This window comes from Streptomyces peucetius, assembly GCF_025854275.1.
GTDB classification, from domain to species: domain Bacteria; phylum Actinomycetota; class Actinomycetes; order Streptomycetales; family Streptomycetaceae; genus Streptomyces; species Streptomyces peucetius_A.
In genome coordinates, this window is sequence record NZ_CP107567.1 from 6,623,373 (window position 1) to 6,646,294 (window position 22,922).

The 22,922-nt window shown below is 71.6% G+C and carries 20 protein-coding genes; 5 read left to right on the forward strand and 15 right to left on the reverse strand.

All coding sequences use genetic code 11. The annotated features are described in order from the left end of the window. Positions 1 to 12: 12 nt before the first annotated feature. On the reverse strand, positions 13 to 816 hold the full coding sequence (locus OGH68_RS29965; protein ID WP_264250355.1) for a helix-turn-helix transcriptional regulator: 804 nt from the start codon (positions 814 to 816) through the stop codon (positions 13 to 15). A 140-nt stretch (positions 817 to 956) separates the two neighbouring features. Next, entirely contained in the window at positions 957 to 1,565 is a 609-nt protein-coding gene (locus OGH68_RS29970; protein WP_264248322.1) for a hypothetical protein, read from the reverse strand. A 196-nt stretch (positions 1,566 to 1,761) separates the two neighbouring features. Between OGH68_RS29970 and OGH68_RS29975 the strand changes: the two genes are divergently transcribed. Both OGH68_RS29975 and OGH68_RS29980 read left to right on the forward strand, forming a co-directional pair. After that, a complete protein-coding gene (locus tag OGH68_RS29975) occupies positions 1,762 to 3,438 on the forward strand; it encodes an AMP-binding protein (RefSeq protein ID WP_264248323.1) in 1,677 nt (558 codons plus the stop codon). Next, positions 3,435 to 5,081: an AMP-binding protein gene (locus OGH68_RS29980; protein ID WP_264248325.1), complete on the forward strand. Its 1,647-nt coding sequence runs from the start codon at positions 3,435 to 3,437 to the stop codon at positions 5,079 to 5,081. The genes OGH68_RS29975 and OGH68_RS29980 overlap by 4 nt, the downstream gene beginning before the upstream one ends. A 75-nt stretch (positions 5,082 to 5,156) precedes the next feature. Here the strand turns inward: OGH68_RS29980 and OGH68_RS29985 are convergent, their stop codons facing one another. Both OGH68_RS29985 and OGH68_RS29990 read right to left on the reverse strand, forming a co-directional pair. Further along, a complete protein-coding gene (locus tag OGH68_RS29985; protein WP_264248327.1) occupies positions 5,157 to 5,933 on the reverse strand; it encodes a TIGR04222 domain-containing membrane protein in 777 nt (258 codons plus the stop codon). 168 nt (positions 5,934 to 6,101) lie between these two features. Continuing rightward, the gene (locus tag OGH68_RS29990) at positions 6,102 to 6,833 is read right to left on the reverse strand and encodes a hypothetical protein (protein ID WP_264248329.1); all 732 of its coding nucleotides are present in this window, start codon (positions 6,831 to 6,833) and stop codon (positions 6,102 to 6,104) included. Between the two features lie 241 nt (positions 6,834 to 7,074). On the opposite strand from OGH68_RS29990, the gene gcl reads away from it, so the two are divergent. The 3 genes from gcl (at position 7,075) to OGH68_RS30005 (ending at position 9,893) form a co-directional block, all read left to right on the forward strand. After that, positions 7,075 to 8,862 carry a glyoxylate carboligase gene (gcl, locus tag OGH68_RS29995; RefSeq protein WP_264248331.1) on the forward strand — a complete coding sequence of 596 codons (1,788 nt, stop codon included), beginning with the start codon at positions 7,075 to 7,077 and terminating at the stop codon, positions 8,860 to 8,862. A 148-nt stretch (positions 8,863 to 9,010) separates the two neighbouring features. Further along, positions 9,011 to 9,304 carry a deoxyribodipyrimidine photo-lyase gene (locus OGH68_RS36505; protein ID WP_413471136.1) on the forward strand — a complete coding sequence of 98 codons (294 nt, stop codon included), beginning with the start codon at positions 9,011 to 9,013 and terminating at the stop codon, positions 9,302 to 9,304. Positions 9,305 to 9,314: 10 nt separating this feature from the next. After that, positions 9,315 to 9,893: a YdeI/OmpD-associated family protein gene (locus OGH68_RS30005; RefSeq protein ID WP_264248333.1), complete on the forward strand. Its 579-nt coding sequence runs from the start codon at positions 9,315 to 9,317 to the stop codon at positions 9,891 to 9,893. Between the two features lie 498 nt (positions 9,894 to 10,391). Here OGH68_RS30005 and OGH68_RS30010 read toward each other — a convergent pair whose 3' ends face one another. The 11 genes from OGH68_RS30010 to OGH68_RS30060 form a co-directional block, all read right to left on the reverse strand. Further along, positions 10,392 to 11,849, reverse strand: coding sequence for a catalase (locus OGH68_RS30010; RefSeq protein WP_264248335.1), 1,458 nt, complete (start codon positions 11,847 to 11,849; stop codon positions 10,392 to 10,394). Positions 11,850 to 12,228: 379 nt separating this feature from the next. Beyond that, entirely contained in the window at positions 12,229 to 13,116 is an 888-nt protein-coding gene (locus tag OGH68_RS30015; RefSeq protein WP_264248336.1) for a 2-hydroxy-3-oxopropionate reductase, read from the reverse strand. A 90-nt stretch (positions 13,117 to 13,206) separates the two neighbouring features. Further along, positions 13,207 to 14,046 (reverse strand): TIM barrel protein, encoded by an 840-nt coding sequence (locus tag OGH68_RS30020; protein WP_264248338.1) that lies wholly within the window; start codon positions 14,044 to 14,046, stop codon positions 13,207 to 13,209. 201 nt (positions 14,047 to 14,247) lie between these two features. Further along, the gene (locus OGH68_RS30025; protein ID WP_264248339.1) at positions 14,248 to 15,021 is read right to left on the reverse strand and encodes a hypothetical protein; all 774 of its coding nucleotides are present in this window, start codon (positions 15,019 to 15,021) and stop codon (positions 14,248 to 14,250) included. A gap of 52 nt (positions 15,022 to 15,073) precedes the next feature. Further along, on the reverse strand, positions 15,074 to 15,901 hold the full coding sequence (locus tag OGH68_RS36510; protein WP_413471049.1) for a hypothetical protein: 828 nt from the start codon (positions 15,899 to 15,901) through the stop codon (positions 15,074 to 15,076). Then, on the reverse strand, positions 15,898 to 17,169 hold the full coding sequence (locus OGH68_RS30035) for an MCE family protein (RefSeq protein WP_264248341.1): 1,272 nt from the start codon (positions 17,167 to 17,169) through the stop codon (positions 15,898 to 15,900). Before OGH68_RS30035 ends, OGH68_RS36510 begins: the two co-directional genes overlap by 4 nt. Continuing rightward, positions 17,166 to 18,467, reverse strand: coding sequence for an MCE family protein (locus tag OGH68_RS30040; protein ID WP_264248342.1), 1,302 nt, complete (start codon positions 18,465 to 18,467; stop codon positions 17,166 to 17,168). Before OGH68_RS30040 ends, OGH68_RS30035 begins: the two co-directional genes overlap by 4 nt. Further along, positions 18,464 to 19,621: an MCE family protein gene (locus OGH68_RS30045; RefSeq protein WP_264248344.1), complete on the reverse strand. Its 1,158-nt coding sequence runs from the start codon at positions 19,619 to 19,621 to the stop codon at positions 18,464 to 18,466. Before OGH68_RS30045 ends, OGH68_RS30040 begins: the two co-directional genes overlap by 4 nt. Further along, positions 19,618 to 20,622, reverse strand: a complete 1,005-nt coding sequence (locus OGH68_RS30050) for an MCE family protein (protein WP_264248346.1) — start codon at positions 20,620 to 20,622, stop codon at positions 19,618 to 19,620. Before OGH68_RS30050 ends, OGH68_RS30045 begins: the two co-directional genes overlap by 4 nt. After that, positions 20,619 to 21,656 (reverse strand): MCE family protein, encoded by a 1,038-nt coding sequence (locus tag OGH68_RS30055; RefSeq protein WP_264248348.1) that lies wholly within the window; start codon positions 21,654 to 21,656, stop codon positions 20,619 to 20,621. Before OGH68_RS30055 ends, OGH68_RS30050 begins: the two co-directional genes overlap by 4 nt. Continuing rightward, the gene (locus tag OGH68_RS30060; protein ID WP_264248350.1) at positions 21,653 to 22,918 is read right to left on the reverse strand and encodes an MCE family protein; all 1,266 of its coding nucleotides are present in this window, start codon (positions 22,916 to 22,918) and stop codon (positions 21,653 to 21,655) included. The genes OGH68_RS30055 and OGH68_RS30060 overlap by 4 nt, the downstream gene beginning before the upstream one ends. Between the last annotated feature and the right edge of the window lie 4 nt (positions 22,919 to 22,922).

Consider the following 22,922-nt stretch of genomic DNA (forward strand, 5'->3'; position numbering starts at 1 on the left):
TGCGCGGGACCGTCACGGCAGCAGGCCCGCGCGTCGCACCGCGACCACCGCCTCCAGCCGCGTCCGTGCCCCCAGCTTCCGCATCGCCGACCGCAGATACGCCTTCACCGTCTCCGGCCGCAACCCCAACCGCCCCGCAGCCGCCGCGTTCGTCGCGCCCGAGGCGACGCACCCCAGGACGTCCAGCTCCCGCGGCGTCAGGGACACCTCCGCCTCCGGCCCGTCGGCGCGTGCGGTCGCCAGCCGCCCGCACACCGTCAGCAGTTCCTCGCGCAGCGCCCGGTCGGCGATCCGGGGCGCCAGGGCGCGGAGTTCGCCGTGGACCTCCCGTACGGTCTCCCACGCCCCCGGGGCCGGGGCCGCGGCGGTCGGCCTGGCGCAGGCCAGCAGTCGCTCCGCCTCGTCCCGTACGGCCAGCGCCTGTTCCACGTCCCGGGCCGCCGACACCGCCGCGTCCAGGACCCGGTCGCCCAGCACGAGAGGCCGGCGCAGCGCGCCGTACAGCAGGCCGCGCACCTTGCGCCGTACGACGACGGGCACCGCGACCACGGACCGGAGCCCCGCCGCCGCCACCGCCGCGTCGTACTCGTGGCTGATGTGGCGGGCCGACGGGTAGTCCGTCACCGAGCAGGGCCGTGACAGCGCCATCGTCTTTCCGCCGAGGCCGTTGCCCGACCGGATGGCGAGGCCGCGCAGCGACCCGGTCGCCGCTCCCGTCAGCTCCGCGATGCGCAGCTGTGCCCCGTCGCGCAGCAGCCCGCCGAACGCGACGGGCAGCCCGGTCGTCCGCCGCAGCCGCAGCAGCGCCGCCCGCATCTCGGCCGCTTCGTCGGGTCCGTTCACGCGTCGTTCCTCCTGTCGGCACCGGTGTGCGACCGATTACACGACGGCGGCGCCGCCCCGGGCAACAGTCCGGCGCCATGCACGTCGGGCGGTACGTCCCGGTCGGCGCGCGGTCAGGCCTGGCTCTCCATGACGAGCCGAGTGGACCTCGAGAGCGCGGCCCTCACGGCGCCGCCCCGGGTCAGCGGGGCACGGTCCACGCCGGCGAAGAGCACGGCGAGCGCGATGTCGGCGGCGACGGCCCGGCCGGCGACGTGGACCTGCACCTTCTTGCCGCTGCCGATGCCGGAGAGCTTGACGGTGACGGTGACGCCCGGGTCCTCGCTGTCGGCCTGCCTGCTGAGGACGAACTGCTTCCGGTTGCGTGCCCGCAGCCGGTAGGGGTCGCCGCCGTAGGTCAGTCGCAGGGCGCGGCCCCGCAGCGTCAGGCCGAAGCGGTTGCGCCGCATGTGCACCGTCGCGTCCCCCAGCCGGAGCGTGGAGCGGTTCAGCGTGGGCAGGTCGGCCGCTTCGGTGTGGATGCCGCGCGTCTCGTACGTCGCCGTGGGGATCAGGGTGCCCCGGACCTCGGAGACGAGGCTTTCCGGCTGCCTTCGCGGCAACGGGCAGGTGAGCGTGATCTCGCCGAACGCGTCGGACGTCCCCCGGTAGCCGGACCGCCTGTCGTGGCCCTCGCCCTCCCTCCGGAAGCGCAGGATGATCGGCCCAGTGGCGGCGTGCATGCGTTCCCTTCGGTCGAACAGGAGCTCGGGGTGGCGTACGGGGCAGGTCGCGGAGCCCCGGCAGGGCCCGTCCGCAACTCCTCGTCGTGCGCCGTCACCTTAAGGCCGGGCCGCTGAGGGCACCCCGAACGGGGGTAGTGAGAACGAGGCACCGACTGCACGATGTGGACCACCGGTCCCGCAACGAGGAGGACACATGACGTCTGGCAGCGCCACGGAGAGGTTCCGGGCGGCCCGGGACTTCCTGCTGCAGCACCGGGAGGACTACTCACGCGCGTACGAGGGCTTCGAGTGGCCCCGGTTCGAGCACTTCAACTGGGCGCTCGACTGGTTCGATGTCATCGCGGACGGCAACGACCGGCCCGCGCTGCAGATCGTCGAGGAGGACGGGACCGGCACCCGGGTCTCGTTCGCCGAGATGTCCGCGCGGTCGAACCGGGCGGCGAACTGGCTGCGCGGGCAGGGCGTGCGCGCCGGGGACCGGATCCTCGTCATGCTCGGCAACCAGGTCGAGCTGTGGGAGACCGCGCTCGCCGCGATGAAGCTGCGCGCCGTGATGATCCCGGCGACCCCGCTGCTGGGGCCGGCCGATCTGCGCGACAGGATCGAGCGCGGCCGGGTACGGCACGTCGTGGTGCGCCCCGAGGACACCGGGAAGTTCGACGAGGTCCCCGGCGACTACACGCGCGTCGTGGTCGGCGGCGCGAGCGCCGGCTGGCTGTCGTACGGCGAGGCGGACGCGAGCCCGGCCGGCTTCGAGCCCGACGGCCCGACCCGCGCCGACGAGACGCTGATGCTGTACTTCACCTCCGGCACGACCGCGCGGCCCAAGCTCGTCGAGCACACGCATGTGTCGTACCCGGTCGGCCATCTCGCGACCATGTACTGGATCGGGCTCCGGCCCGGCGACGTGCATCTGAACATCTCGTCGCCCGGCTGGGCCAAGCACGCCTGGTCGAACCTCTTCGCACCGTGGAACGCGGAGGGGACGGTCTTCATCCACAACTACACCCGCTTCGACGCGAGCCGGCTGATGGCCGAGATGGACCGTGAGGGGATCACCAGCTTCTGTGCCCCGCCGACGGTCTGGCGGATGCTGATCCAGGCCGACCTGAGCCGGCTCCAGCGGCCCCCGCGGGAGGTCGTCGCCGCCGGTGAGCCGCTCAACCCCGAGGTCATCGAGACCGTGCGCCGCGAGTGGGGCGTGACCATCAGGGACGGCTTCGGCCAGACGGAGACGGCGGTACAGGTCTCCAACAGCCCCGGCCAGCTGCTCAAGGCCGGCTCCATGGGCCGCCCCAGCCCCGGCTACCGCGTCGAGCTGCTCGACCCGGTCACCGGCGAACCGGGAGCGGCCGAGGGGGAGATCGCGCTGGACCTGTCGGCCCGTCCCGTCGGCCTGATGACCGGCTACCACGGGGACGAGGAGCGCACCGCGGAGGCGATGGCGGGCGGTTTCTACCGCACCGGCGACATCGGTGCCCGCGACGAGGACGGCTACATCACCTATGTGGGCCGCAGCGACGACGTCTTCAAGGCCAGCGACTACAAGATCAGTCCGTTCGAGCTGGAGAGCGCGCTGCTGGAGCACGAGGCGGTCGCGGAGGCCGCGGTCGTCCCGGCGCCGGACCCGCTGCGGCTGGCCGTGCCGAAGGCGTACGTCGTCCTCGCGGAGGGCTGGGAACCGGGCCCGGACACGGCGAAGCTCCTGTTCGAGCACGCGCGCGCCGTCCTCGCCCCGTACAAGCGCATCCGCCGGCTGGAGTTCGCCGAGCTGCCGAAGACGGTGTCGGGGAAGATCCGCCGGATCGAGCTGCGGGAGCGTACGGCCGAGGGCTCGGCCGACGAGTACACGGAGGACGACCTGCGATGACTGCTCCGACACCTGCTACGTCTGCGACTCCCGCGACGCCGCTCTCGTACGCGCACGGCACCAGCGCCACGGAGCTGCTCGGCGACACCGTCGGCCGCAGCCTCGACCGGGCGATCGCCGCCTGGCCGGACCGCGAGGCGCTGGTGGACGTGGCGGCGGGGGCCCGCTGGACCTACGCCGAGTTCGGTTCCGCCGTCGACCGGCTGGCGCGCGGTTTCCTCGGCCTGGGGGTCGCCAAGGGCGACCGCGTCGGCATCTGGGCGGTCAACTGCGCGGAGTGGGTGCTGACCCAGTACGCCACCGCCCGGATCGGCGCGATCATGGTGAACATCAACCCGGCGTACCGGGCCCACGAGCTGGAGTACGTACTGAACCAGGCCGGGATCTCGGTTCTCGTCGCCTCGCAGACCCACAAGACCAGTGATTACCGGGCGATGGTCGATGCGGTGCACGCCAAGTGCCCGCGGCTGCGGTCCGTGCACTACATCGGCGACGGTTCCTGGGACGTGCTGCTGGATGCGGCAGCGACGGTGACCGAAGAGCAACTGCACGCACTCGAAGCGGAGTTGTCCTGCGACGACCCCGTCAACATCCAGTACACCTCGGGCACCACCGGCTTCCCGAAGGGGGCCGTCCTCTCGCACCACAACATCCTCAACAACGGCTACTTCGTGGGCGAGATGATCGCCTACAGCGAGCAGGACCGGGTGTGCATCCCGGTGCCCTTCTACCACTGCTTCGGCATGGTCATGGGCAATCTCGCCGCAACCTCGCACGGCGCCTGCATGGTGATCCCGGCGCCCTCCTTCGACCCGGCCGCGACCCTGCGGGCCGTGCAGGAGGAGCGCTGCACCTCGCTGTACGGCGTGCCGACCATGTTCATCGCCGAGCTCAATCTGCCCGGCTTCGCGTCCTACGACCTCTCCACCCTGCGCACCGGCATCATGGCGGGCTCGCCGTGCCCGGTGGAGGTGATGAAACGGGTCGTCGCCGAGATGAACATGGCGGAGGTCTCCATCTGCTACGGCATGACCGAGACCTCACCGGTCTCCACCCAGACCCGGCGCGACGACGACCTGGAGCGCCGCACCGGCACGGTCGGCCGCGTCATGCCGCACATCGAGGTCAAGGTCGTCGACCCGGTGACGGGCGTGACCCTGCCGCGCGGCGAGGCGGGCGAGCTGTGCACCCGCGGGTACAGCGTGATGCTCGGCTACTGGGACGAGCCGGAGAAGACGGCGGAGGCGATCGACGCCGGCCGCTGGATGCACACCGGCGACCTGGCGGTGATGCGCGAGGACGGCTACGTCCAGATCGTCGGCCGCATCAAGGACATGATCATCAGGGGCGGGGAGAACGTCTACCCGCGCGAGATCGAGGAGTTCCTCTACGCCCACCCCAAGATCGCTGACGTGCAGGTGGTGGGCGTGCCGGACGAACGGTACGGCGAGGAGATCCTCGCCTGCGTGATCCCGCGCGACCCGGACGACACCCCGACGCTGGAGCAGATCACGGAGTTCTGCCGGGAGCGGCTCGCGCACTACAAGATCCCGCGCCGGCTGGAGATTTTGACGGACTTCCCGATGACGGTGAGCGGCAAGGTCCGCAAGGTGGAACTGCGCCGGCGGTACGGGGTGGAGTGACGGGCGGGCGAGCCGGGTCCCGTGCGCCCCGGCCCGGAACCGCGGCCGTGCCCCGCCGGCCCGTCCGGTCGTCCGCTAGTTGTCCGCGCCGCCCAGGCTGCCGAAGGTGCCGCCGGAGGCGCGTTCGTCCGGTGGGAAGCCGCGGTCCTTCCGGCCGTGCCGGAGCAGGCCGCTGCCCCGGGCGAAGTGGGGCAGGTGCAGGGCGAGGGCCGGGTCGCCGTGCAGGGCGACGGACATCGCGACGCCCGGGGCGACGGTTCCGTGGCGCTCCAGCGGATGGGCCTCGCGCAGCGTGGCGAGCAGGTGCCGGCCCGCCCGGGTCCGGCGCGGTACGAACCACAGGGCCGTCGCGGCGGCGACCGGGACCGCGCAGGCCGCGAGCTGCGGGGCGGTCACCGAGGTCGCCGCGCAGCCCGCCGCGAGCGTCACCGGTACCGCGTACAGCAGGGCGCGCGCGGTGTGCCAGCGGACATGGGAGCGCAGCAGGCCCGACTGCGCGCAGCGGTCGCGCAGTGCGGCCAGCGCCCGGCGGACCCGGGGCACGGTGATCAGCGTCCGCGGCGCGAGAGGGCGGCGCAGCGAGGTGTGGACGGCGAGCTGGAGGGGCTCGCGGATCGCGGTGGCCCAGCCGTCGTTCCGTACCGTCCCCGGCCGGCCGTCGGTGACGACGCCGCGCTGCTGGAGGGCGACGAGGGCGACCGTCACTGCGGCTTCGGGGCCGCCACGCAGCAGGGCGACGGTCTGCGCGTCCGGGGTGTCGTCGGGGACCGGCCCCCTGGCCCGCAGCAGCAGGCCGGCGGCGACGAGCCAGACTCCGCAGGCCCCGATGAACCACCACATGTCGAGGGGCATCACGCCCACCTCCCCCGAGCCGTTCGTACGGCTGTGTCGGGATTGTTCCCATCCGTACCGTGGTCCGAAGCCTGAAGAGGCAGGTTCTGAGCTTCATTTGAGCCGTGACGCGAGGCGAGGGCACGCTCGCGGTGCGAGGGGGCGCCCGCGGTGCGAGCGGTGCCGCGGCTACGCGCCGGCCGCGATCAGGTCGTCCGCGGCGGCGTTGACCGGCTGCGGGCAGCCCGTGAGGTCCATGACGAACAGCGGGACGCCTAGCTGGTCCGCGCGGGCGCGGGCGTCGTCCGCGTAGCCCGCGAGGGAGAAGAAGACGCTCACCGCCGAGGTGGACAGGCCGTTCAGCCACAGGCATTCGACGGCGCGCAGTGTGGACGGCCGCGTGGTGGGGTCGACCTGGGCGACCACCCCGGGGCCCCGCAGGTCGATGCCGGACACCGGCCGCACCCCCGGCTGGAGCACGTCGCGGAAGCCGAGCCACTTCAGGTAGAGCGCGGCGGCGGTGACCGCGTCGCGCGCGGTGCGGATCGTCACCGGCCGGAAGGTGGGGCGGGAGGTGACGACGGTGCTCGGCAGCGGCAGGTGCGAGGGGGTTCGGACGGGGCCCCGGCTCTCACCCGGCACGGGGAGGGCCGGCGCGCTGACGGGGCGGACCGGGATGCGCAGCACCGTGCCGCACGGGCAGCCCAGCTCGGGCTGCGGCCACTGGTCCTGCCGTTCGCACTCGGGGCAGCGGACGGTGACCCAGTCGTCCGTCCAGGTGCGGTGCGTGATCGGCTCGGGCCGGGCGGCGCGCAGCAGGGGCGGCGCGAGCGGGGCGCCGCACGCGCACGGGTAGACGGGCGCCGCGTAGAGATGGTCGCGGCGGCAGACCGGGCAGCGCACCGACATGCTCTCGGTCATCGCGGCTCTCTTTCCCCTCCTCGGATGCCTCCATCGTCCATCACGCGTGCGGACTTGGCGAGGCACTTCGGCCACTCCGTCGTCGTCGACGTCTCTTGACGTGCATCCGGCCGCGTCCTACATTGCTTCCGTATAGCAAAACTGAACTTCCATAATACGGAATAGATGCTCTCAGGTGGCGCGACAGAGCCCGTTCCGACCCGTTCCGACCAGATCCGACAGGCCGAAGCAGGAGCACCCCATGCCTCGAATGACCGCCGCCCGTGCGGCAGTTGAGATCCTCAAGCGTGAAGGCGTCACCCACGCGTTCGGTGTGCCGGGCGCAGCGATCAACCCGTTCTACAAGGCCCTCCAGGCCGGCGGCGGCATCGACCACACGCTCGCCCGCCACGTCGAGGGCGCCTCCCACATGGCCGAGGGCTACACCCGCACCAACCCCGGCAACATCGGCGTCTGCATCGGCACGTCCGGCCCCGCGGGCACCGACATGATCACCGGCCTCTACTCGGCGATCGGCGACTCCATCCCGATCCTGTGCATCACCGGCCAGGCGCCGACCTCCGTGATCCACAAGGAGGACTTCCAGGCCGTCGACATCGCCTCGATCGCCGGGCCCGTCACCAAGGCCGCGACCACGGTCCTCGAGGCCGCGCAGGTCCCCGGCGTCTTCCAGCAGGCCTTCCACCTGATGCGCTCCGGCCGTCCCGGCCCGGTCCTCATCGACCTGCCGATCGACGTCCAGCTCACCGAGATCGAGTTCGACCCGGAGACGTACGAGCCGCTGCCGGTCTACAAGCCGGCCGCGACCCGCGCCCAGATCGAGAAGGCGATCTCCCTCCTCCTGGAGTCGGAGCGCCCGGTCGTCGTCGCCGGTGGCGGCGTCATCAGCGCCGACGCCTCCGACCTGCTGGTCGAGTTCGCCGAGATCACGAACACCCCGGTCATCCCGACCCTGATGGGCTGGGGCGCCCTGCCCGACGACCACGACCTGAACGCCGGCATGGTCGGCGTCCAGACCTCGCACCGCTACGGCAACGCGAACTTTTTGGAGTCGGACTTCGTCCTCGGCATCGGCAACCGCTGGGCCAACCGCCACACCGGCTACAAGCTCGACGTCTACACCCAGGGCCGCAAGTTCGTCCACGTCGACATCGAGCCCACCCAGATCGGCAAGATCTTCGCCCCGGACTACGGCATCGCCTCCGACGCCAAGGCCGCGCTGGAGCTCTTCGTCACGGTCGCCAAGGAGCTGAAGGCCGTCGGCAGGCTGCCCGACCGCTCCGAGTGGGTCGCCTCCACGCAGGAGCGCAAGGCCACCCTCCAGCGCCGCACGCACTTCGACAATGTGCCGATGAAGCCGCAGCGCGTGTACGAGGAGATGAACAAGGCGTTCGGGCCGGAGACGCGCTACGTCACCACCATCGGCCTCTCCCAGATCGCCGGCGCGCAGATGCTGCACGTCTACAAGCCGCGCCACTGGATCAACTGCGGCCAGGCCGGCCCGCTCGGCTGGACCATCCCGGCCGCCCTCGGTGTCGCCAAGGCCGACCCGGAGGCCCAGGTCGTCGCCCTGTCCGGCGACTACGACTTCCAGTTCATGATCGAGGAGCTGGCGGTCGGCGCGCAGCACCGCATCCCGTACGTCCACGTCCTGGTGAACAACGCCTACCTGGGCCTGATCCGCCAGGCGCAGATCGGCCTGGACATCAACTTCCAGGTCAACCTGGAGTTCGAGAACCAGAACTCCCCGGAGCTGGGCGTCTACGGCGTCGACCACGTCAAGGTCGCCGAGGGCCTGGGCTGCAAGGCCATCCGGGTCACCGAGCCGGACCAGCTGCTGCCCGCCTTCGAGGAGGCCAAGAAGCTGGCCGCCGAGTACCGCGTCCCGGTCGTCGTCGAGGCGATCCTGGAGCGGGTCACCAACATCTCGATGAGCAAGACCATGGACATCAGCGACATCTCCGAGTTCGAGGAGCTCGCCACGGAGCCGGGGCACGCCCCGACCGCGATCAAGGCGCTCAGGGTCTGACCTCCGCCGCCCCGACAGGGCCCGGTCCGCACGTGCGGACCGGGTTCTGCCGCGTTGCCGGTGCCCCGGCCGCGCGCAAGGGGCGTCGTGGCGGTCACACGCCGCCGATCCGGCCGGCGGCGCATGCGCGCGAGTTCGCGGTTCTGCCCTGCAGGCCGCGCTGCGTGCGGCGGACGAGGCGGTGCCGCTCTTCGTCCACGATCCGGGCATCCGCGCCGCGGGGTTCGAAGCGCCCAGCCGGCGCGCGTTGCCGGCCGATTGCCTCACCGGCCTCGACGCCTCGCTGTGTGAGCACGGCGGCAGGCTCGTGGCCCGGTCGGGCCGGTGGCCGAGCGGTGGCCGCACTCGCCGACGGCCTCGCGCGCTTCAGACATGCCCGGGGCCGGGAGCGACGTCGCGCGGGCTCCGGGGACGCACCGCCCCGCCGGCGCACAGCCGGTAGCGTTGGGCGGATGGAGACGCTGGACGGACTGCCGCTGCTCGCCTTCGCCGGACTGCCGGAACTCGAGGCGTGGCTGGAGGAGAACCACGGGACGGCGCCCGGCCTGTGGGTCGAACTAGCGAAGAAGGGATCGGGGATCCCCTCGCCCAGCGCCGGGGACGTCAACGACGCGGCGCTCTGCTTCGGTTGGATCACCGGCCTGCGGCGCTCGCGCGACGACGTCCGCTACCTGCAGAAGATCACCCCGCGGCGGCCGCGGAGCACCTGGTCGCAGGTGAACGTCAAACGGGTCGCGGAGCTGACGGCCGCGGGCCGTATGCGCGAGCCGGGACTCGCGGAGGTGGCCGCGGCCGAGGCGGACGGCCGCTGGGAGGCCGCGTACGCGTCGCAGCGCGACGCGGAGGTGCCGCCGGACCTGGCCGCCGCCCTCCAGGCGGACCCGAGGGCCCGGGAGACGTTCGAGAGCCTCGGCCGGTCGGACCGGTACCAGGTCGTCCTCGGCCTGCTGAAGGCGCGTACGGACCGCACCCGCAGGGCCCGTCTGGAGCGGACGGTCGCAGCACTGGCCTCCGGCGGGACGGTGCGCTGAGGAACGGGAGCGCGAACGCGGACCAGGGCCCGGCCTCTGTGCGAAGGCCGGACCCTGGTCCTTGAGCGCATGGTCCGGGACCGTACCGGATCATGCGCTCCGTCTGTGCGGTTGATGCCGCCCGACGGTGCGAGGCTGGCGCGACAGGACGTTCGCGCCGCCGGGCGGGGCTTTGGTGGGGTCGTCGGACGGAGTCCGGCGCAGCCGCCCGATGCCGCGGGGCTCGCGAGGGCCGCGTTGTGGATCGGTCGTTCGCGCCGCCGGGCGGGGTCCTGGGGGAGGTGGGGGAGAAGCTGGGACCGCGGTGGGGCGATTGGCCCGACGGAGCGTGTTCTTCAGGTCAGAACGCGTCCGGGAAGCCTTCACCACCGCACTGGCATCGCACGACCACCGCGGTCCTCGCTTCAGCCCGTCCGGCGGACCACCCCTCATCCGGGTCCGCGTCGCGGGCTCACGCCCGGGGGTGACCTCCCGTCACCCCCGGACGCAGTCTCGCTGTCAGTCCTCGCGCAGTGCGCGGACCGCCTCCTCCACGCGCTTGCCGTAGTCGGCGTCGGCGGCGTGGAAGTGGGCCAGGTTCTTCTCGATCACGTCGTCGCGGGTGACCTGCGACAGGCCGCCGGCGATGTTGGCGACCAGACGCGCCTTCTCCTCCTCCGACATCAGCCGGTAGAGCTCACCGGCCTGGAAGAAGTCGTCGTCCTTGACGTGCGCGGGGGCGGCGTGGGTGCCGGTCCAGCCATGGACGGCCAGCGGGGCGGACAGCGCCGCGTCCGTCTGGGCCGGCCCCGCGTAGGAGTTGGGCTCGTAGTTCTTGTCGTGGCGTGAGCCGTAGCGGGTGGCCATCAGGCCGTCACGGCCGTAGTTGTCAGCGGACGTCGCCTTGGGCGCGTTCACCGGCAGCTGGGTGTGGTTCACGCCCAGGCGGTAGCGGTGGGCGTCGGCGTACGCGAACAGCCGGCCCTGGAGCATCTTGTCCGGCGAAGGGCCGATGCCGGGGACGAAGTTGTTCGGCGAGAACGCGGCCTGCTCGACCTCGGCGAAGACGTTGTCCGGGTTGCGGTCGAGGACCAGGCGGCCCACCCGCTGCAGCGGGTAGTCGGCGTGCGGCCACACCTTGGTCAGGTCGAACGGGTTGAAGCGGTAGTCGGCCGCCTCCGCCGCCGGCATGACCTGCACGTACAGGGTCCAGGACGGGTTCACGCCGCGCTCGATGGCCTGGAGCAGGTCCGTCTGGTGGGAGTTGGCGTCCTGGCCGACGAGCTCCGCGGCCTGCTCGGAGGAGAGCGAGCGCACGCCCTGGTTGGTCTTGAAGTGGTACTTCACGAAGAAGGCCTCGCCCGCTTCGTTGGTCCACTGGTAGGTGTGGGAGCCGTAGCCGTTCATGTGGCGGTACGAGGCGGGGATGCCGCGGTCGCCCATCAGCCAGGTGATCTGGTGTGTCGCCTCGGGGGCGTGCGCCCAGAAGTCCCACACGTTGTCCGGCTCCTGACGGCCCGTGAACGGGTCGCGCTTCTGGGAGTGGATGAAGTCGGGGAACTTGATCGGGTCCTTGATGAAGAACACCGGGGTGTTGTTGCCGACGAGGTCGTAGTTGCCCTCTTCGGTGTAGAACTTCAGCGCGAAGCCGCGCGGGTCGCGCACCGCGTCCGCACCGCCGAGCGAGTCGGCGACGGTGGAGAAGCGGATGAACGTCTCGGTGCGCTTGCCGACCTCGGAGAGGAAGGCGGCCTTCGTGAAGCCGGTGACGTCGTCGGTCACCTCGAAGTACCCGTACGCGCCGGAGCCGCGGGCGTGCACCACGCGCTCCGGGATGCGCTCACGGTTGAAGCGCGCGAGCTTCTCCAGCAGGTGCTGGTCCTGCAGGAGGATGGGGCCACCGACGCCGGCGGTGGCGGAGTTCTGGTTGTCGGCGACGGGGGCGCCGGACTCGGTCGTAAGCACGCGCTTCGACATCGTGACCTTCCGTACGGGAGCTGCACTGGGGACGGTTCGAGGAGCGTAAATACGAGCCGAACGAAACGTCAACAGTTTGTTGAAAGTGAGGTGTGGTGTTCCGGCCGACGCCGGCGCCTGGGCGCGACAGGACAGGTGTCAGCGCCGACGCCGGCCGGAAGCCTGCGGGTCAGTGATCAGCCCGGGCAGGGCCCTGGACGATTGCCGTCCGGTGCGGGCTGATCACGGGGTGGGCGGCCTTGCGGGGCCGTGGTGAGACCCGGGCAGGGGCTTCGGGGCCGCTGCCCGGTGGGTGGCTGATGCACGGGGCGGGCCGTCACCCGGGGGCGGTCACCACGACGGGGCCGCCACCGGGTGCCGGCCGGTCGGGGCGGAGGCGTCAGGCCTGCGAGCCCGAGAGGCGCTCGACGGAGCGCAGCAGGGCGGAGTGGTCCAGTCCGCCGTCGCCCTGGGCGCGCAGGGAGGCGACCAGCTGGGCGACGACCGTGCCCACGGGCAGCGCCGCACCGACGTTGCGGGCGGCGTCCGTGACGATGCCCATGTCCTTGTGGTGCAGGTCGATGCGGAAGCCGGGCTTGAAGTCCCGGTTCAGGAAGTTGTCCTTCTTGCGGGTCAGCACGGTCGAGCCGGCCAGACCGCCGCCCAGGACGTCCAGCGCGGCCTGCAGGTTCACCCCGGACTTCTCCAGGAAGACCACGGCCTCGGCGCACGCCTGGATGTTCACGGCGACGATCAGCTGGTTGGCGGCCTTCACCGTCTGGCCGGAGCCGTGCGGGCCGCAGAGCACGATGGTCTTGCCGAGGGCCTCGAGGATGGGCTTGGCGGTGTCGAAGTCGGCCTGCTCCCCGCCGACCATGATGGACAGCACGGCCTCGATCGCGCCCGCCTCACCGCCGGAGACCGGGGCGTCGAGGACGCGGATGCCCTTGTCGGCGGCGGCCTTCGCCAGGTCGACGGAGGTCTGCGGGGTGATCGAGGACATGTCGATCAGCAGCGCGCCGCGCTTCGCGTTCTCGAGGATGCCGTCGGGGCCGTAGGCGATGGCCTCGACCTGCGGGGAGGCGGGGACCATGGTGATGACCACGTCGGCGTCCCTGACGGCCTCGGCGATGGAGCCGGCCGCGGTGCCGCCGGCCGCGGCGAGGCGGTCCAGCTTGTCCTGCTCGAGGGTGTAGCCGGTGACGGAGTAGCCGGCCCTCACCAGGTTCTCGGACATGGGGGAGCCCATGATGCCGAGGCCGATCCATGCGATCTTGGGGGTGCTCATCGGGGGTACCTCTCTGCGGGGTGTACGTGGTGGGGCCGGCGCCGCGCCGGGCGGCCGGTGCGCCCGGGGGTGGGCGCCGCGCCGGGCGGGTCAGCGGGCCGCGCGGGCCTCGGCGGGCAGCCAGTCGAAGGTCTCGGCGCTCGGGCGGTCGCCGGCCTTGTACTCCAGGCCGACCCAGCCGTCGTAACCCGTCTTCTTCAGCTCGTCGAGGAGCTGCTCCAGCGGGAGGGAGCCGGTGCCCGGCGCGCCACGGCCCGGGTTGTCGGCGATCTGGACGTGGCCCGTCCGGTCCGCGTAGGACGCGATGACCTGGCCGACGTCCTCGCCGTTCATGGACAGGTGGTAGATGTCCAGCAGGAACTTGGCGTTGCCGAGGCCGGTCGCGGCGTTGACCTTGTCGACGACCTCGATCGCGGCCGGGGCGCTGACCAGCGGGTACAGCGGCGACTCCGGCTTGTTGAGGGTCTCGACCAGCAGGATCGCACCGACGCGGTCGGCGGCGCGGGCCGCGAGGACCAGGTTCTCCAGGGCGAGGGTGTCCTGGACCTGCGGGTCGGCGCCCTCGACGCGGTTGCCGTACAGGGCGTTGAGCGCCTTGCAGCCCACCGAGGCGGCGAAGTCGGCCGCGACCTCGATGTTGGCGCGGAAGCGGTCGGACTCGTCACCCGGCACGGAGAGCGCGCCGCGGTCGGGGCCGGGCAGCTGCCCGGCGTAGAAGTTGAGGCCCACCAGCCGGGTGCCGGCGTCGTCGAGCGCCTTCTTCAGCGCGTCGAGTTCCGCCTGCGGCGGGGTGGGGGTCTCGATCCACGGCCACCACAGCTCGACCGCGGTGAAGCCGGCCGCGGCGGCGGCCGCGGGGCGCTCCAGCAGCGGGAGTTCCGCGAAGAGGATCGAGAGGTTCACGTTGTAGCGGTGGTCGCTGTATCCCATGGGGTTTGGCGCCCCTTCCGTATTGCGGAAGTCTCTTTCTGTGTGACGGAATAATCTCCGGGCGGGGTGACGGCTGTCAAGAGCGCCCACGAAAAAGCGCCTCCCGAGCGGGACGTCGGAAGGCGGGTCAGGCCTTCTTCCGTCCCGGCTCGGGAGGCGCGTGCGGAGGTCCGGGGGCGTTCCTCCGCGTCAGGGGAGCCCTCAGAGGGCGTCGACGGCACTCACCTTCCAGCCGTCCGGCGTACGGGTCATCGTCATCCGGACCCGGTTCAGGTCGACCCGTGAGCCGGTGACCTGCGTACTGGTGGTGACCTGGTTGACGAACAGCAGCACCACGGCACGGTCCGGCGACACGGACACCACCGAGGTCGCGGGCTCACCGCCGCCGGGCGGGCTCACCACGCTCGCCTTGACGACGCCGTGGTACTTCTTCGCCGTCGGCGCGACCACCTTCTCCGTGGTCCGGCCGTACTCCTCCTCGAAGGATCCGGTCAGGTGCCCACGCGCCGCGGCGAAGTCTTCGTCCAGCCGGCGGTAGTCGTACGACAGCACCACCGGCGCCGCCTTCCGCGCCGCCGCCGACGCCTGCGCGCGTGCCGAGTCGGTACGGCGTCCCTCGGCGTACTCCCAGGCCAGGACCGCCGTGGCGGCCAGGCCCAGCACCAGGAGCACGGCGAGCAGCGCGCACAGCCGCCCCCGCCGCCTCTCCCTGCGCGCCGAGGAGGCCGCCGCGGCAGCTGTGGCCTCCTCGGCCGCCACGACCGGACCGACATGCTGGTTCTCGTCCCTGCGGGCCTGCGACGCGTCGTCAGGTGCCTCCACGCGCTCGGGTACGGGCGCGGGGCGCGGCGCGTCGAGTACGGCCGTGCCGGGCCGGACCCGCTCCGACCGCTTGGCCGCCGCGCGTGCGGCAGCCGTCATCGAACGGCTGCCGGGGGAGGTGGAGCCACTGCCCCGGGTGGTCGCCTTCGCCACGGTCTTGCTCCTCACTGCTTTCTGGTACGGGTGTGCTCGGGACGCCGCCGGGTCAGCCGACGAACTCGACATTCGACGTCAGCCAGCGGCCCCGCTCGAGCACCAGGTCCAGCTGGAGCCGGTAGGTGCGGGCCTGCCCCTCGGGCGCGGCGGTGTTGGTCACCTTGCTGTCGGCGACGACCAGGACCCGCGCGGAGCGCTCGTCGGACCTGGCGATGCCCGCCTCGAGCACCTGTCCCTCGGAGACGGACTTGTTCGCGGCGACGAGCTTGGTCAACTCCTCGGTCTGGGCGGAGAACTGCTCCTTGAACTCGCCGGTCGCTCCCTTGAGCACGTTCTTGCTGTCCCGGTCGTAGTGCCGGTAGTCGAGCGAGGTGAAGTTCAGCGCCGACTGGCGGGCGGCGGCCAGGATGTCCTGGTGCCGCTCGGCCTCCGCGCGCTGCTCGTACACCTCGACGCACAGCCAGCCGCTGAGCGCCGTGACCGCGACGGTCGCCACGGCGAGCGCGGCCGGCAGTGCCCTGCCGCGCCGCGCGGCCGCGGCCGTCCTGCCGCCGATCCGCCGCAGCGCCGCCAGGGCCCCGGGCCGCCGCGTCGCCCCTTCGGGGGCGTCGTCGTCGGACGCGGTGCCCTCAGGCGCGCTGTCGTCCCGTGCCGTCTCCTCGGGCGCAGCGCCGTCCGGTGCGCCGTCGTCGCGTGCCGCGTCCACGGGCGTGGTGTCCCCCGCGGCCGTGCCCCTGAGGACACTCTCCTCGGGCGCGCCCTCCCGCGCGCTGCCCTCGTCGGGGCTGCGCCCCGAACCCCGCGGCTCAAACGCCGGCGAGGCTGGATGTGCGCCGTCCTCGCGTGCCGTGTCCTCGCGTGCGCTGTCCGCGCTCATGCCATCGGTCCCACGAGCAGCCATTGCCACGAGTCCTTTCCGAACGTGCTCTGTTCGCCGCCCGTCGAGCCGATCTCGACGAGCGTGCCGCCCGGCCCGGCGAAGATGCCGGTCTCCGGGTCGTACGGGGTGACGTGCGCCGCCTGGCGCGCGCCGCCGGACCCCGAGGGGCCCGGCGCGTTCTGGGCGCCGCGGACCGAGGTTTCGCTGCCCCGCGGCTCGGTGCAGCGCGCGCCGGTGTTCGCCGGCCGGTCCGAGGTGTCCGCCGGGTCGCGCCGCTGGGTCCCGTAGCCCTGGCGGCACGGCGGCGGGTCGTCGGCGTTCACGACCATGCCGAAGTGGGTGGTGCCGTCGCCCGGGATCACGGTGTAGCTGCCGGCGACGATCACCGGGAACGTCACCAGCGCCTGTTCCACCCCGGGGAGCCGGGCCACCGTCACCTGCCCGCCGCTGATCAGGTTGGCCAGCAGCACCGGCAGGTGCTTCTCGTTCGCCTTCAGCAGCGAGTTCACCTCCTGCGCCGCCGGGGCGGTGTTGCCGACCAGCCGCCTCAGATCACCGTCGGACGCCTTCAACTCGGCGGTCAGCGCGGCCAGGTCGTCGGAGAACGACTTGATCGCCGAGCCCTTGTCGCTCTGGGTCTTCAGCACCGTGCGCGAGTCCTCGATCAGCGAGATCGTCTCCGGCAGGTCCCTGGAGGCGGACTCGATCAGCAGGTTTCCGGAGTCCACCAGTTTGCTCAGATGCGGCCCGGTGCCGGCGAAGGCCTTGCCGAGCTCGTCGACCGTGACCCGCAGATCGTCCTTCCCGACGGATTTCACCAGCCGGTCCAGGCTGAGGATGGGCGCCGTCGTGGGCAGCGGGACCCTGGTGTCGGCGCGGGCGATGGTGCTGCCCTCCTCCAGATACGGTCCGTCGGAGCGGCGCGGCTGCAGGTCGACGTACTGCTCGCCGACCGCCGAACGGTTCGCCACCACGGCCAGCGTGTCCGCGGGTATCTGCGTGTCGTCCTCGATGTCCAGCGCCACCGAGACCCCGTCCGCGCCGGCGAGCCGCAGCTCGCCCACCCGGCCCACCGGCACTCCCCGGTAGGTGACCTCGGCGCCCTCGAAGATGCCGCCCGAGTCGGCGAAGTCGGCCCGCACCGTGTAGCCGCGGTCCAGCAGGGCGTCGACGAGGCCGGTGTAGCGGGCGCCGACGTAGGACACGCCGACCGCGGTGACGGCGGCGAAGGCGGCCAGCTGGACCCTGACCGTACGTGTGATCACGGCTGTATCCCCTTCAGCAGCAACTCGGCCAGTTCGAGGTCGATCCCGGCGGGCAGCCGGCGGCCGTCGCCGTAGGTGCCGCCGTAGGAGGCGTGACTGCTGGTGCACACCGGCGGGCACAGCGGCCCCCCGCCGCCGGACGGCGGCGACGTGCCCGGCGTCGGCGTGCCGGGGGTCCCGGGAAGGGCCGGGGGCGTGGGAACGCCCGGCAGGTCCGGTGCCTCCGGCAGACCGGGCACGTCCGGCACCTCCGGCAGTTCCGGCGCGTCGGGGGCGCCGGGCTTCTCCGGTTCCTCGGCGAGGTTGCCGTAGATGCTCGCGAGGTCCAGATCCGCGGTGATCTTGAGGTTGACGTAGTCGCCCTTGATGGCGTCGGTCACGTTCCGCGGGAACGGATAGGTCGTCAGGAGCTCCAGCGAGTTGGGGAGATCACTGCCGGCCTTGTTCAGCTGTTGCAGGATCGGCCGCAGGCTCTTGAGATTGGCCACCGTGTCGGCGCGCGAGGCGTTGATCACCTTTGTGCCCGTCTTCCCCAGATCCGAGAGCGAGGTCAGCATCGCCGTCAGGTCGCGGCGCTGGTCGGCCAGCACCTTCAGCGCGCCGGGAATGGTGTCGACGGCCTGGGCGATCGTCTTCTTCTCCGCCGCGAGCCGCTTCGCCAGCCGGTCGATGCCCTTCAGCGCCCGCACGATCTCCTTGCGCTGCTTGTCGAGCCCGCCGATGAACGTGTCCAGTTCGCCGAGCAGCTCCTTCACCCGGTTCTCCCGGCCCTCCAGCGCCTTGTTCAACTCCACGGTGATCGTCTTGAGCTGTGCCACGCCGCCGCCGTTCAACAGCGCGGACAGGGCGGAGAGCACCTCCTCGATCTCCGGGTTGCGTCCGGTGCGCGAGAGCGGGATGCGGTCGCCGTCGGTGAGCCGCCCGCTGGGCTCGATGCCCGCCGGCGGCGACAGGGAGACGTACTTCTCGCCGAGCATGCTGGTCTGCCGCAGATCGGCGACCGCGTTGGCGGGCAGCTTCACATCGTCCGCGATGCGCAGCCGCACCCGCGCGTGCCAGCCCACCAGCTCCACCTTCTCCACGGCGCCCACGGTGACGTTGTTGACCTTCACCGCGGACTGCGGGACCAGGTCGAGGACGTCCCTGAACTCGGCCGTCACGTGGTACGCGTTGCCGTCGGCGGCCGCGCCGCCCGGCAGGTCCACGTCGTACAGGCCGTTGAAGTCGCAGCCGGTGAGCAGCACGGAACCCATGGCCGTCACCAGGGCCACGGCCCTGTGCCTCCGGGGTGCACTCATGCGCGGGCCTCCAGGATTCCGCCGAGCGTCCGGTCGATCCCGCCGGTCCCCGACACCGGTGCGGTGCCGGACACCTCCGGCAGCGACTCGAACAGCTTCTCCAGCTCCGCGCAGTCGGGGTTCTTGCCCCCGGCGTCACCGGTCGTCTTCAGCAGGGAGCACAGCAGCGCGGCCGGGTCCTGCGGGTGGTCGGGGTTGTTGCGGGTGTCGAGGGTGCCGGAGGACGGGTTGTAGGCGTTCTGCAGGTTCGACAGGCCCGTCGGCGCGACCTCCAGCAGCTCCGCCAGCGCGGCCCGCTGGGTGACCAGGACCTTGGTGACCTTGCTGAGCCCCTCGATGTCGTCGGTCAGCGACTTCTTGTTGTTCTTCACGAACCTGGAGACGTCACCGAGCGCCACGCCCAGGTGCTTGAGTGCCGCCGCGAGGTCCTTGCGCTCCCCGGCCAGCTGGTCGGCGACCGCGGCGAGACTGTCGTTGAACGACCGCACGCTCTTGTCGTCCGCCGCGAGCGCCGCGGTGAACACCTGCAGATTGCGTACGGTGCCGAACAGGTCCTGCCGGCCGTCGGACAGGGTGGTGACCGCCTGGGACAGGTCCTCCACCGTCCGGTGGAGCTGCTCGCCCTGGCCGTCGAGGTTGTCGGCGCTCACGCCCAGCAGCCGGGAGAGCGAGCCGTCCTTGTTGGCGCCCTTCGGGCCGAGCGCCTCCGCCGTGGTGTGCAGGCTCTTGAAGACACGGTCGAGCTCGACCGGCACGGCGGTGCGGCTCTCGGGGATCACCGCGCCGTCGCGCATCACCGGCCCGTTCTTGTAGACCGGCAGCATCTGCACGTAACGGTCACTGACGACCGAGGAGTTGATGATCGCCGCCTTGGCGTCGGCGGGGATCTTGCGCCCGGGCTCGTACTCGAGCTCCACACGCACCCGGCCGCCCTCGGGGACGATCTCGGTGACCTCGCCGACGCGGACGCCGAGCACCCGCACGTCCGAGCCGGGATAGATGCCCACCGTGCGGGGGAAGTAGGCGGTGACACGCACCGGTTCGGCACGCGGCCACAGCACCACCGCCGCGCAGACGACCAGCACCGACACCACGGCGAACGCGATCAGCCGGGCGGGGCGGCCCTTCGGGGCGAAGCGGATGAGGCCCTTCATCGCGAGTCTCCTGTCCGGGGGACCACCGGGGCGGCGACCATGTTCTGGATGTAGCTGTCGAACCAGCGGCCGTTGCCGAGGGTGTTGGTGAACACCCGCACGTACGGCGCGAGCAGGGCGACGCTGCGGTCGAGACTGGCCTGGTTGCGCTCCAGCATCCGCACCACCTGGTTCAGCCCCTTCAGCGCCGGCCCGATCTCCTTCTCGTTGTCCGCGACCAGGCCGGAGAGCTGCACACCGAGGGCCGCCGAGCTCTTGAGCAGCGTGTGGATGGCCTCCCGGCGCCGCGAGATCTCCTTGAACAGCTTGTCGCCGTCCTTCACGAGGGTGGTGAACTCACCGGAGCGCTCCGAGAGGACCTTGGTCACGGAGTTGGCGTGCTTCAGCAGCTCGCGCAGGTCCTCGTCCCGCTTGGCGACCGTCTTCGAGATTTCCGACAGCCCCTTGATGGAGGCCCGCACCTCCTCCGGAGAGTCCTCGAACGTGGCCGAGACGGTGTCCAGCGCCTTCGCGAGCCGCTCCGTGTCGACCTGCTCGGTGGTGGTCGTCAGATCGCTGAAGGCCTGGACGACGTCGTACGCCGGAGTCGTCCGTTCCAGCGGGATCTCGCTGCCGGGCGGCAACTGCCCCGGTCCCTTCGGCTGCAGCGCCAGGTACTTGGCACCCAGGATCGTCTTGATCCGGATGGACGCGCCGGTGCCGGTGCCGAAGTGCGGGTCGCCCTTGATCCGGAACGTGACCTTCACATGGTCGCCGTCCAGATCGACCTCGTCCACCTTGCCGACCTTGACCCCGGCGATGCGCACCTCGTCGCCCGGCTTGAGGCCGCCGGCCTCGGAGAAGGCCGCGCTGTACGCCTCGCCGTTGCCGATCACCGGCAGGCTGTCGGCGTTGAACGCGACCGCGGTGAGCAGCGCGAGGCTGGTGATGCCGACCGCACCGATCACCACCGGATTCCGCTCGCGGAACGGTGTCGTCCGTGGAAGGAGTCGAGTTCTCATCCGCCGCACCTCGCCCGCGCCACATGCAGCTCCGGGGTGATCACCTCGCGGGTCTTCGGCAGCACGATCCGGCCGTCGAAGTCGCAGAGGTAGAAGTTGAACCAGGAGCCGTACGACGCGGTCCGGGTCAGCTTGTTGAGCTTGTTCGGCAGACGCTTCAGCACGCCCTCCACGGTCTTCTCGTTGTCGTTCAGGGTCTTGGTGAGATCGGTCAGCTCGGCGAGGTCGTCCCGCAGCGGCGGCCGGGCGTCCTCGAGCAGACCGGACGTCGCCTCGGTCAGTGAGCCGATGTTCTCCAGCGAGGAGCCGATCGGCTTCCGGTCGGCGGACAGCCCGGAGATCAGCCGCTGCAACTGCTCGATCAGCCCGGAGAACCGGGCGCCGCGCTTGTCGAGCGTCGACAGCACGGTGTTGAGGTTGGCGATCACCGATCCGATCAGCTCGTCCCGGTCGGCCAGTGTCGTCGTCAGCGACGCGGTGTGCGCCAGCAGGCTGTTGACCGTCCCGCCCTCGCCCTGGAGCGTCTTGATGATCTCCGTGGCGAGCTGGTTGACGTCCTCGGGACTGAGCGCCGCGAACAGCGGCTTGAACCCGCCCAGCAGCGCGTTGAGGTCGAGCGCCGGCTGCGTGCGCGACAGCGGGATCGTCGCGCCCGGCTTCAGCTTCGTCCCGTCGCCCGCGCCCTCGGTGAGGGCCACGTAACGCTGGCCGACCAGGCTCCGGTAGCGGATGACCGCCCCGGTGCTGGTCAGCAGCGGCCGTTCCTGGGTGACGCTGAACGTCACCTCCGCCAGCGTCCGGTCCTTGATGCGGATGTCCTCGACCTCGCCGACGCGGACGCCGGCGACCCGGATGTCGTCGCCCTCCTCCAGGCTGGTGACATCGCTGAACACCGCCCGGTAGGTGTGCTCCGGAGTGAAGGAGATGTTGACGATCGTCGCCGCGAGCAGCGTCGTCGCCAGGATCGTCACCACGGCGAAGAGAAGGAACTTGACCAGCGGGGCCGCGGTCGCGGTGGCTCGTGACGCCTTCATGCGACGCTCACCGCCGTCCCGCGAGCCATGGGCCCGAAGAGCAGCGTCGCCACCGCGGGCACCCGGTCGGCAGGCACCCCGAGAACCGGTGCGACCAGCGAGCCGACCGCCCGCTGCTCTGCGGCCGTCGCGGAGACGGAGCCGCTGCCGGGCCCGCCGGCAGCGACGTCCTTCGTCCCGTCGTCGAGCTTGGTGTGACCACCGGGGACAGGGGGGTTGGGGACACTTCTGCAGTTGGGGCCGGAGCGCTCGGCATAGCGCGGTTCCTCACCGGGTCGGTACGCGGGTCGCGGATGGACGAATTCGAGGGTGATGCGCATCTCCCCGCCCCGGAACGCCTTCTCCGACTCGCGGCTCTGACGCTCGAGGCCGGCCAGCAGACACGGGTACTCGGGGGAGTAGCGGGCGAAGAGGTCGAGTGTCGGGCGGGAGACCCGCCCCAGGGTGATCAGCCGTTCGCCGTTGTCGTCGAAGAACCGCTCCGCCGTGCCCGCGACCTTCGTGGTGCCCGTCAGGGCCGCGGCCAGCTGCTCGCGCTTCTCCACGATCGTGCGGCTCGTCGTGACGGAGTTGCGCAGGACGTTCATCAGGTCGGGGGCCGCGTCCCCGTACACCTCGGCCACGTCGGCGAAGCGGGAGATGTCCTCCTGCAGACCCGGCATATGGGGGTTGAGCTCGCTCAGATAACGCTCCAGCCGGACCATGTTGTCGCCGATCCGGTCACCGCGCCCCTCCAGAGCCGTGGCGAACGCGGTCAGCGTGGCGTTCAGCTCCGCCGGCCGGACGGTGCGCAGCAGCGGAAGCAGGTCGTTCATCAGGTGCTGCACCTCGATGCCGGCCCTGGTGCGGTCCTGGGTGATCACGTCACCGGCCCGGATGTGCCTGCCGGACGAACCGGGCGGCTCCACCAGGTCGACGAACTTCTCACCGAACAGCGTCTTCGGCAGCAGCCGCGCCTGGACGTCGGCCGGGATCCGCTCCACGTGCTCCGGCTTCAGCGCGATGTCGAGCGTCGCCTTCTCCCCGTCGGCCCGCACCGCGCGCACCTCGCCGACCAGCAGCCCGCGCAGCTTGACGTCGGCCCGCGGGTCGAGCTGGTTGCCCAGCGTGTCCGCCTCCAGCGTGATGCGCACGGCCGCGGTGAACACCTGCTGGTAGACGGCCACGGACAGCGACAGCAGCAGCGCGATCACGACGAGGAACACCAGCCCGTACAGCCGCAGCCGGCCGCTGTGCGCCGCGGCGCCTCCTTGTATCCCCATCGGC

Bases quoted from the DNA above. Each gene is read 5' to 3' on its own strand.
- OGH68_RS29965 (WP_264250355.1), bottom strand. From the start codon at position 816: ATGCGGGCGGCGCTGCTGCGGCTGCGGCGGACGACCGGGCTGCCCGTC.
- OGH68_RS29970 (WP_264248322.1), bottom strand. From the start codon at position 1,565: ATGCACGCCGCCACTGGGCCGATCATCCTGCGCTTCCGGAGGGAGGGC.
- OGH68_RS29975 (WP_264248323.1), top strand. From the start codon at position 1,762: ATGACGTCTGGCAGCGCCACGGAGAGGTTCCGGGCGGCCCGGGACTTC.
- OGH68_RS29980 (WP_264248325.1), top strand. From the start codon at position 3,435: ATGACTGCTCCGACACCTGCTACGTCTGCGACTCCCGCGACGCCGCTC.
- OGH68_RS29985 (WP_264248327.1), bottom strand. From the start codon at position 5,933: ATGCCCCTCGACATGTGGTGGTTCATCGGGGCCTGCGGAGTCTGGCTC.
- OGH68_RS29990 (WP_264248329.1), bottom strand. From the start codon at position 6,833: ATGACCGAGAGCATGTCGGTGCGCTGCCCGGTCTGCCGCCGCGACCAT.
- gcl (WP_264248331.1), top strand. From the start codon at position 7,075: ATGCCTCGAATGACCGCCGCCCGTGCGGCAGTTGAGATCCTCAAGCGT.
- OGH68_RS30005 (WP_264248333.1), top strand. From the start codon at position 9,315: ATGGAGACGCTGGACGGACTGCCGCTGCTCGCCTTCGCCGGACTGCCG.
- OGH68_RS30010 (WP_264248335.1), bottom strand. From the start codon at position 11,849: ATGTCGAAGCGCGTGCTTACGACCGAGTCCGGCGCCCCCGTCGCCGAC.
- OGH68_RS30015 (WP_264248336.1), bottom strand. From the start codon at position 13,116: ATGAGCACCCCCAAGATCGCATGGATCGGCCTCGGCATCATGGGCTCC.
- OGH68_RS30020 (WP_264248338.1), bottom strand. From the start codon at position 14,046: ATGGGATACAGCGACCACCGCTACAACGTGAACCTCTCGATCCTCTTC.
- OGH68_RS36510 (WP_413471049.1), bottom strand. From the start codon at position 15,901: ATGAGCGCGGACAGCGCACGCGAGGACACGGCACGCGAGGACGGCGCA.
- OGH68_RS30040 (WP_264248342.1), bottom strand. From the start codon at position 18,467: ATGAGTGCACCCCGGAGGCACAGGGCCGTGGCCCTGGTGACGGCCATG.
- OGH68_RS30045 (WP_264248344.1), bottom strand. From the start codon at position 19,621: ATGAAGGGCCTCATCCGCTTCGCCCCGAAGGGCCGCCCCGCCCGGCTG.
- OGH68_RS30050 (WP_264248346.1), bottom strand. From the start codon at position 20,622: ATGAGAACTCGACTCCTTCCACGGACGACACCGTTCCGCGAGCGGAAT.
- OGH68_RS30055 (WP_264248348.1), bottom strand. From the start codon at position 21,656: ATGAAGGCGTCACGAGCCACCGCGACCGCGGCCCCGCTGGTCAAGTTC.
- OGH68_RS30060 (WP_264248350.1), bottom strand. From the start codon at position 22,918: ATGGGGATACAAGGAGGCGCCGCGGCGCACAGCGGCCGGCTGCGGCTG.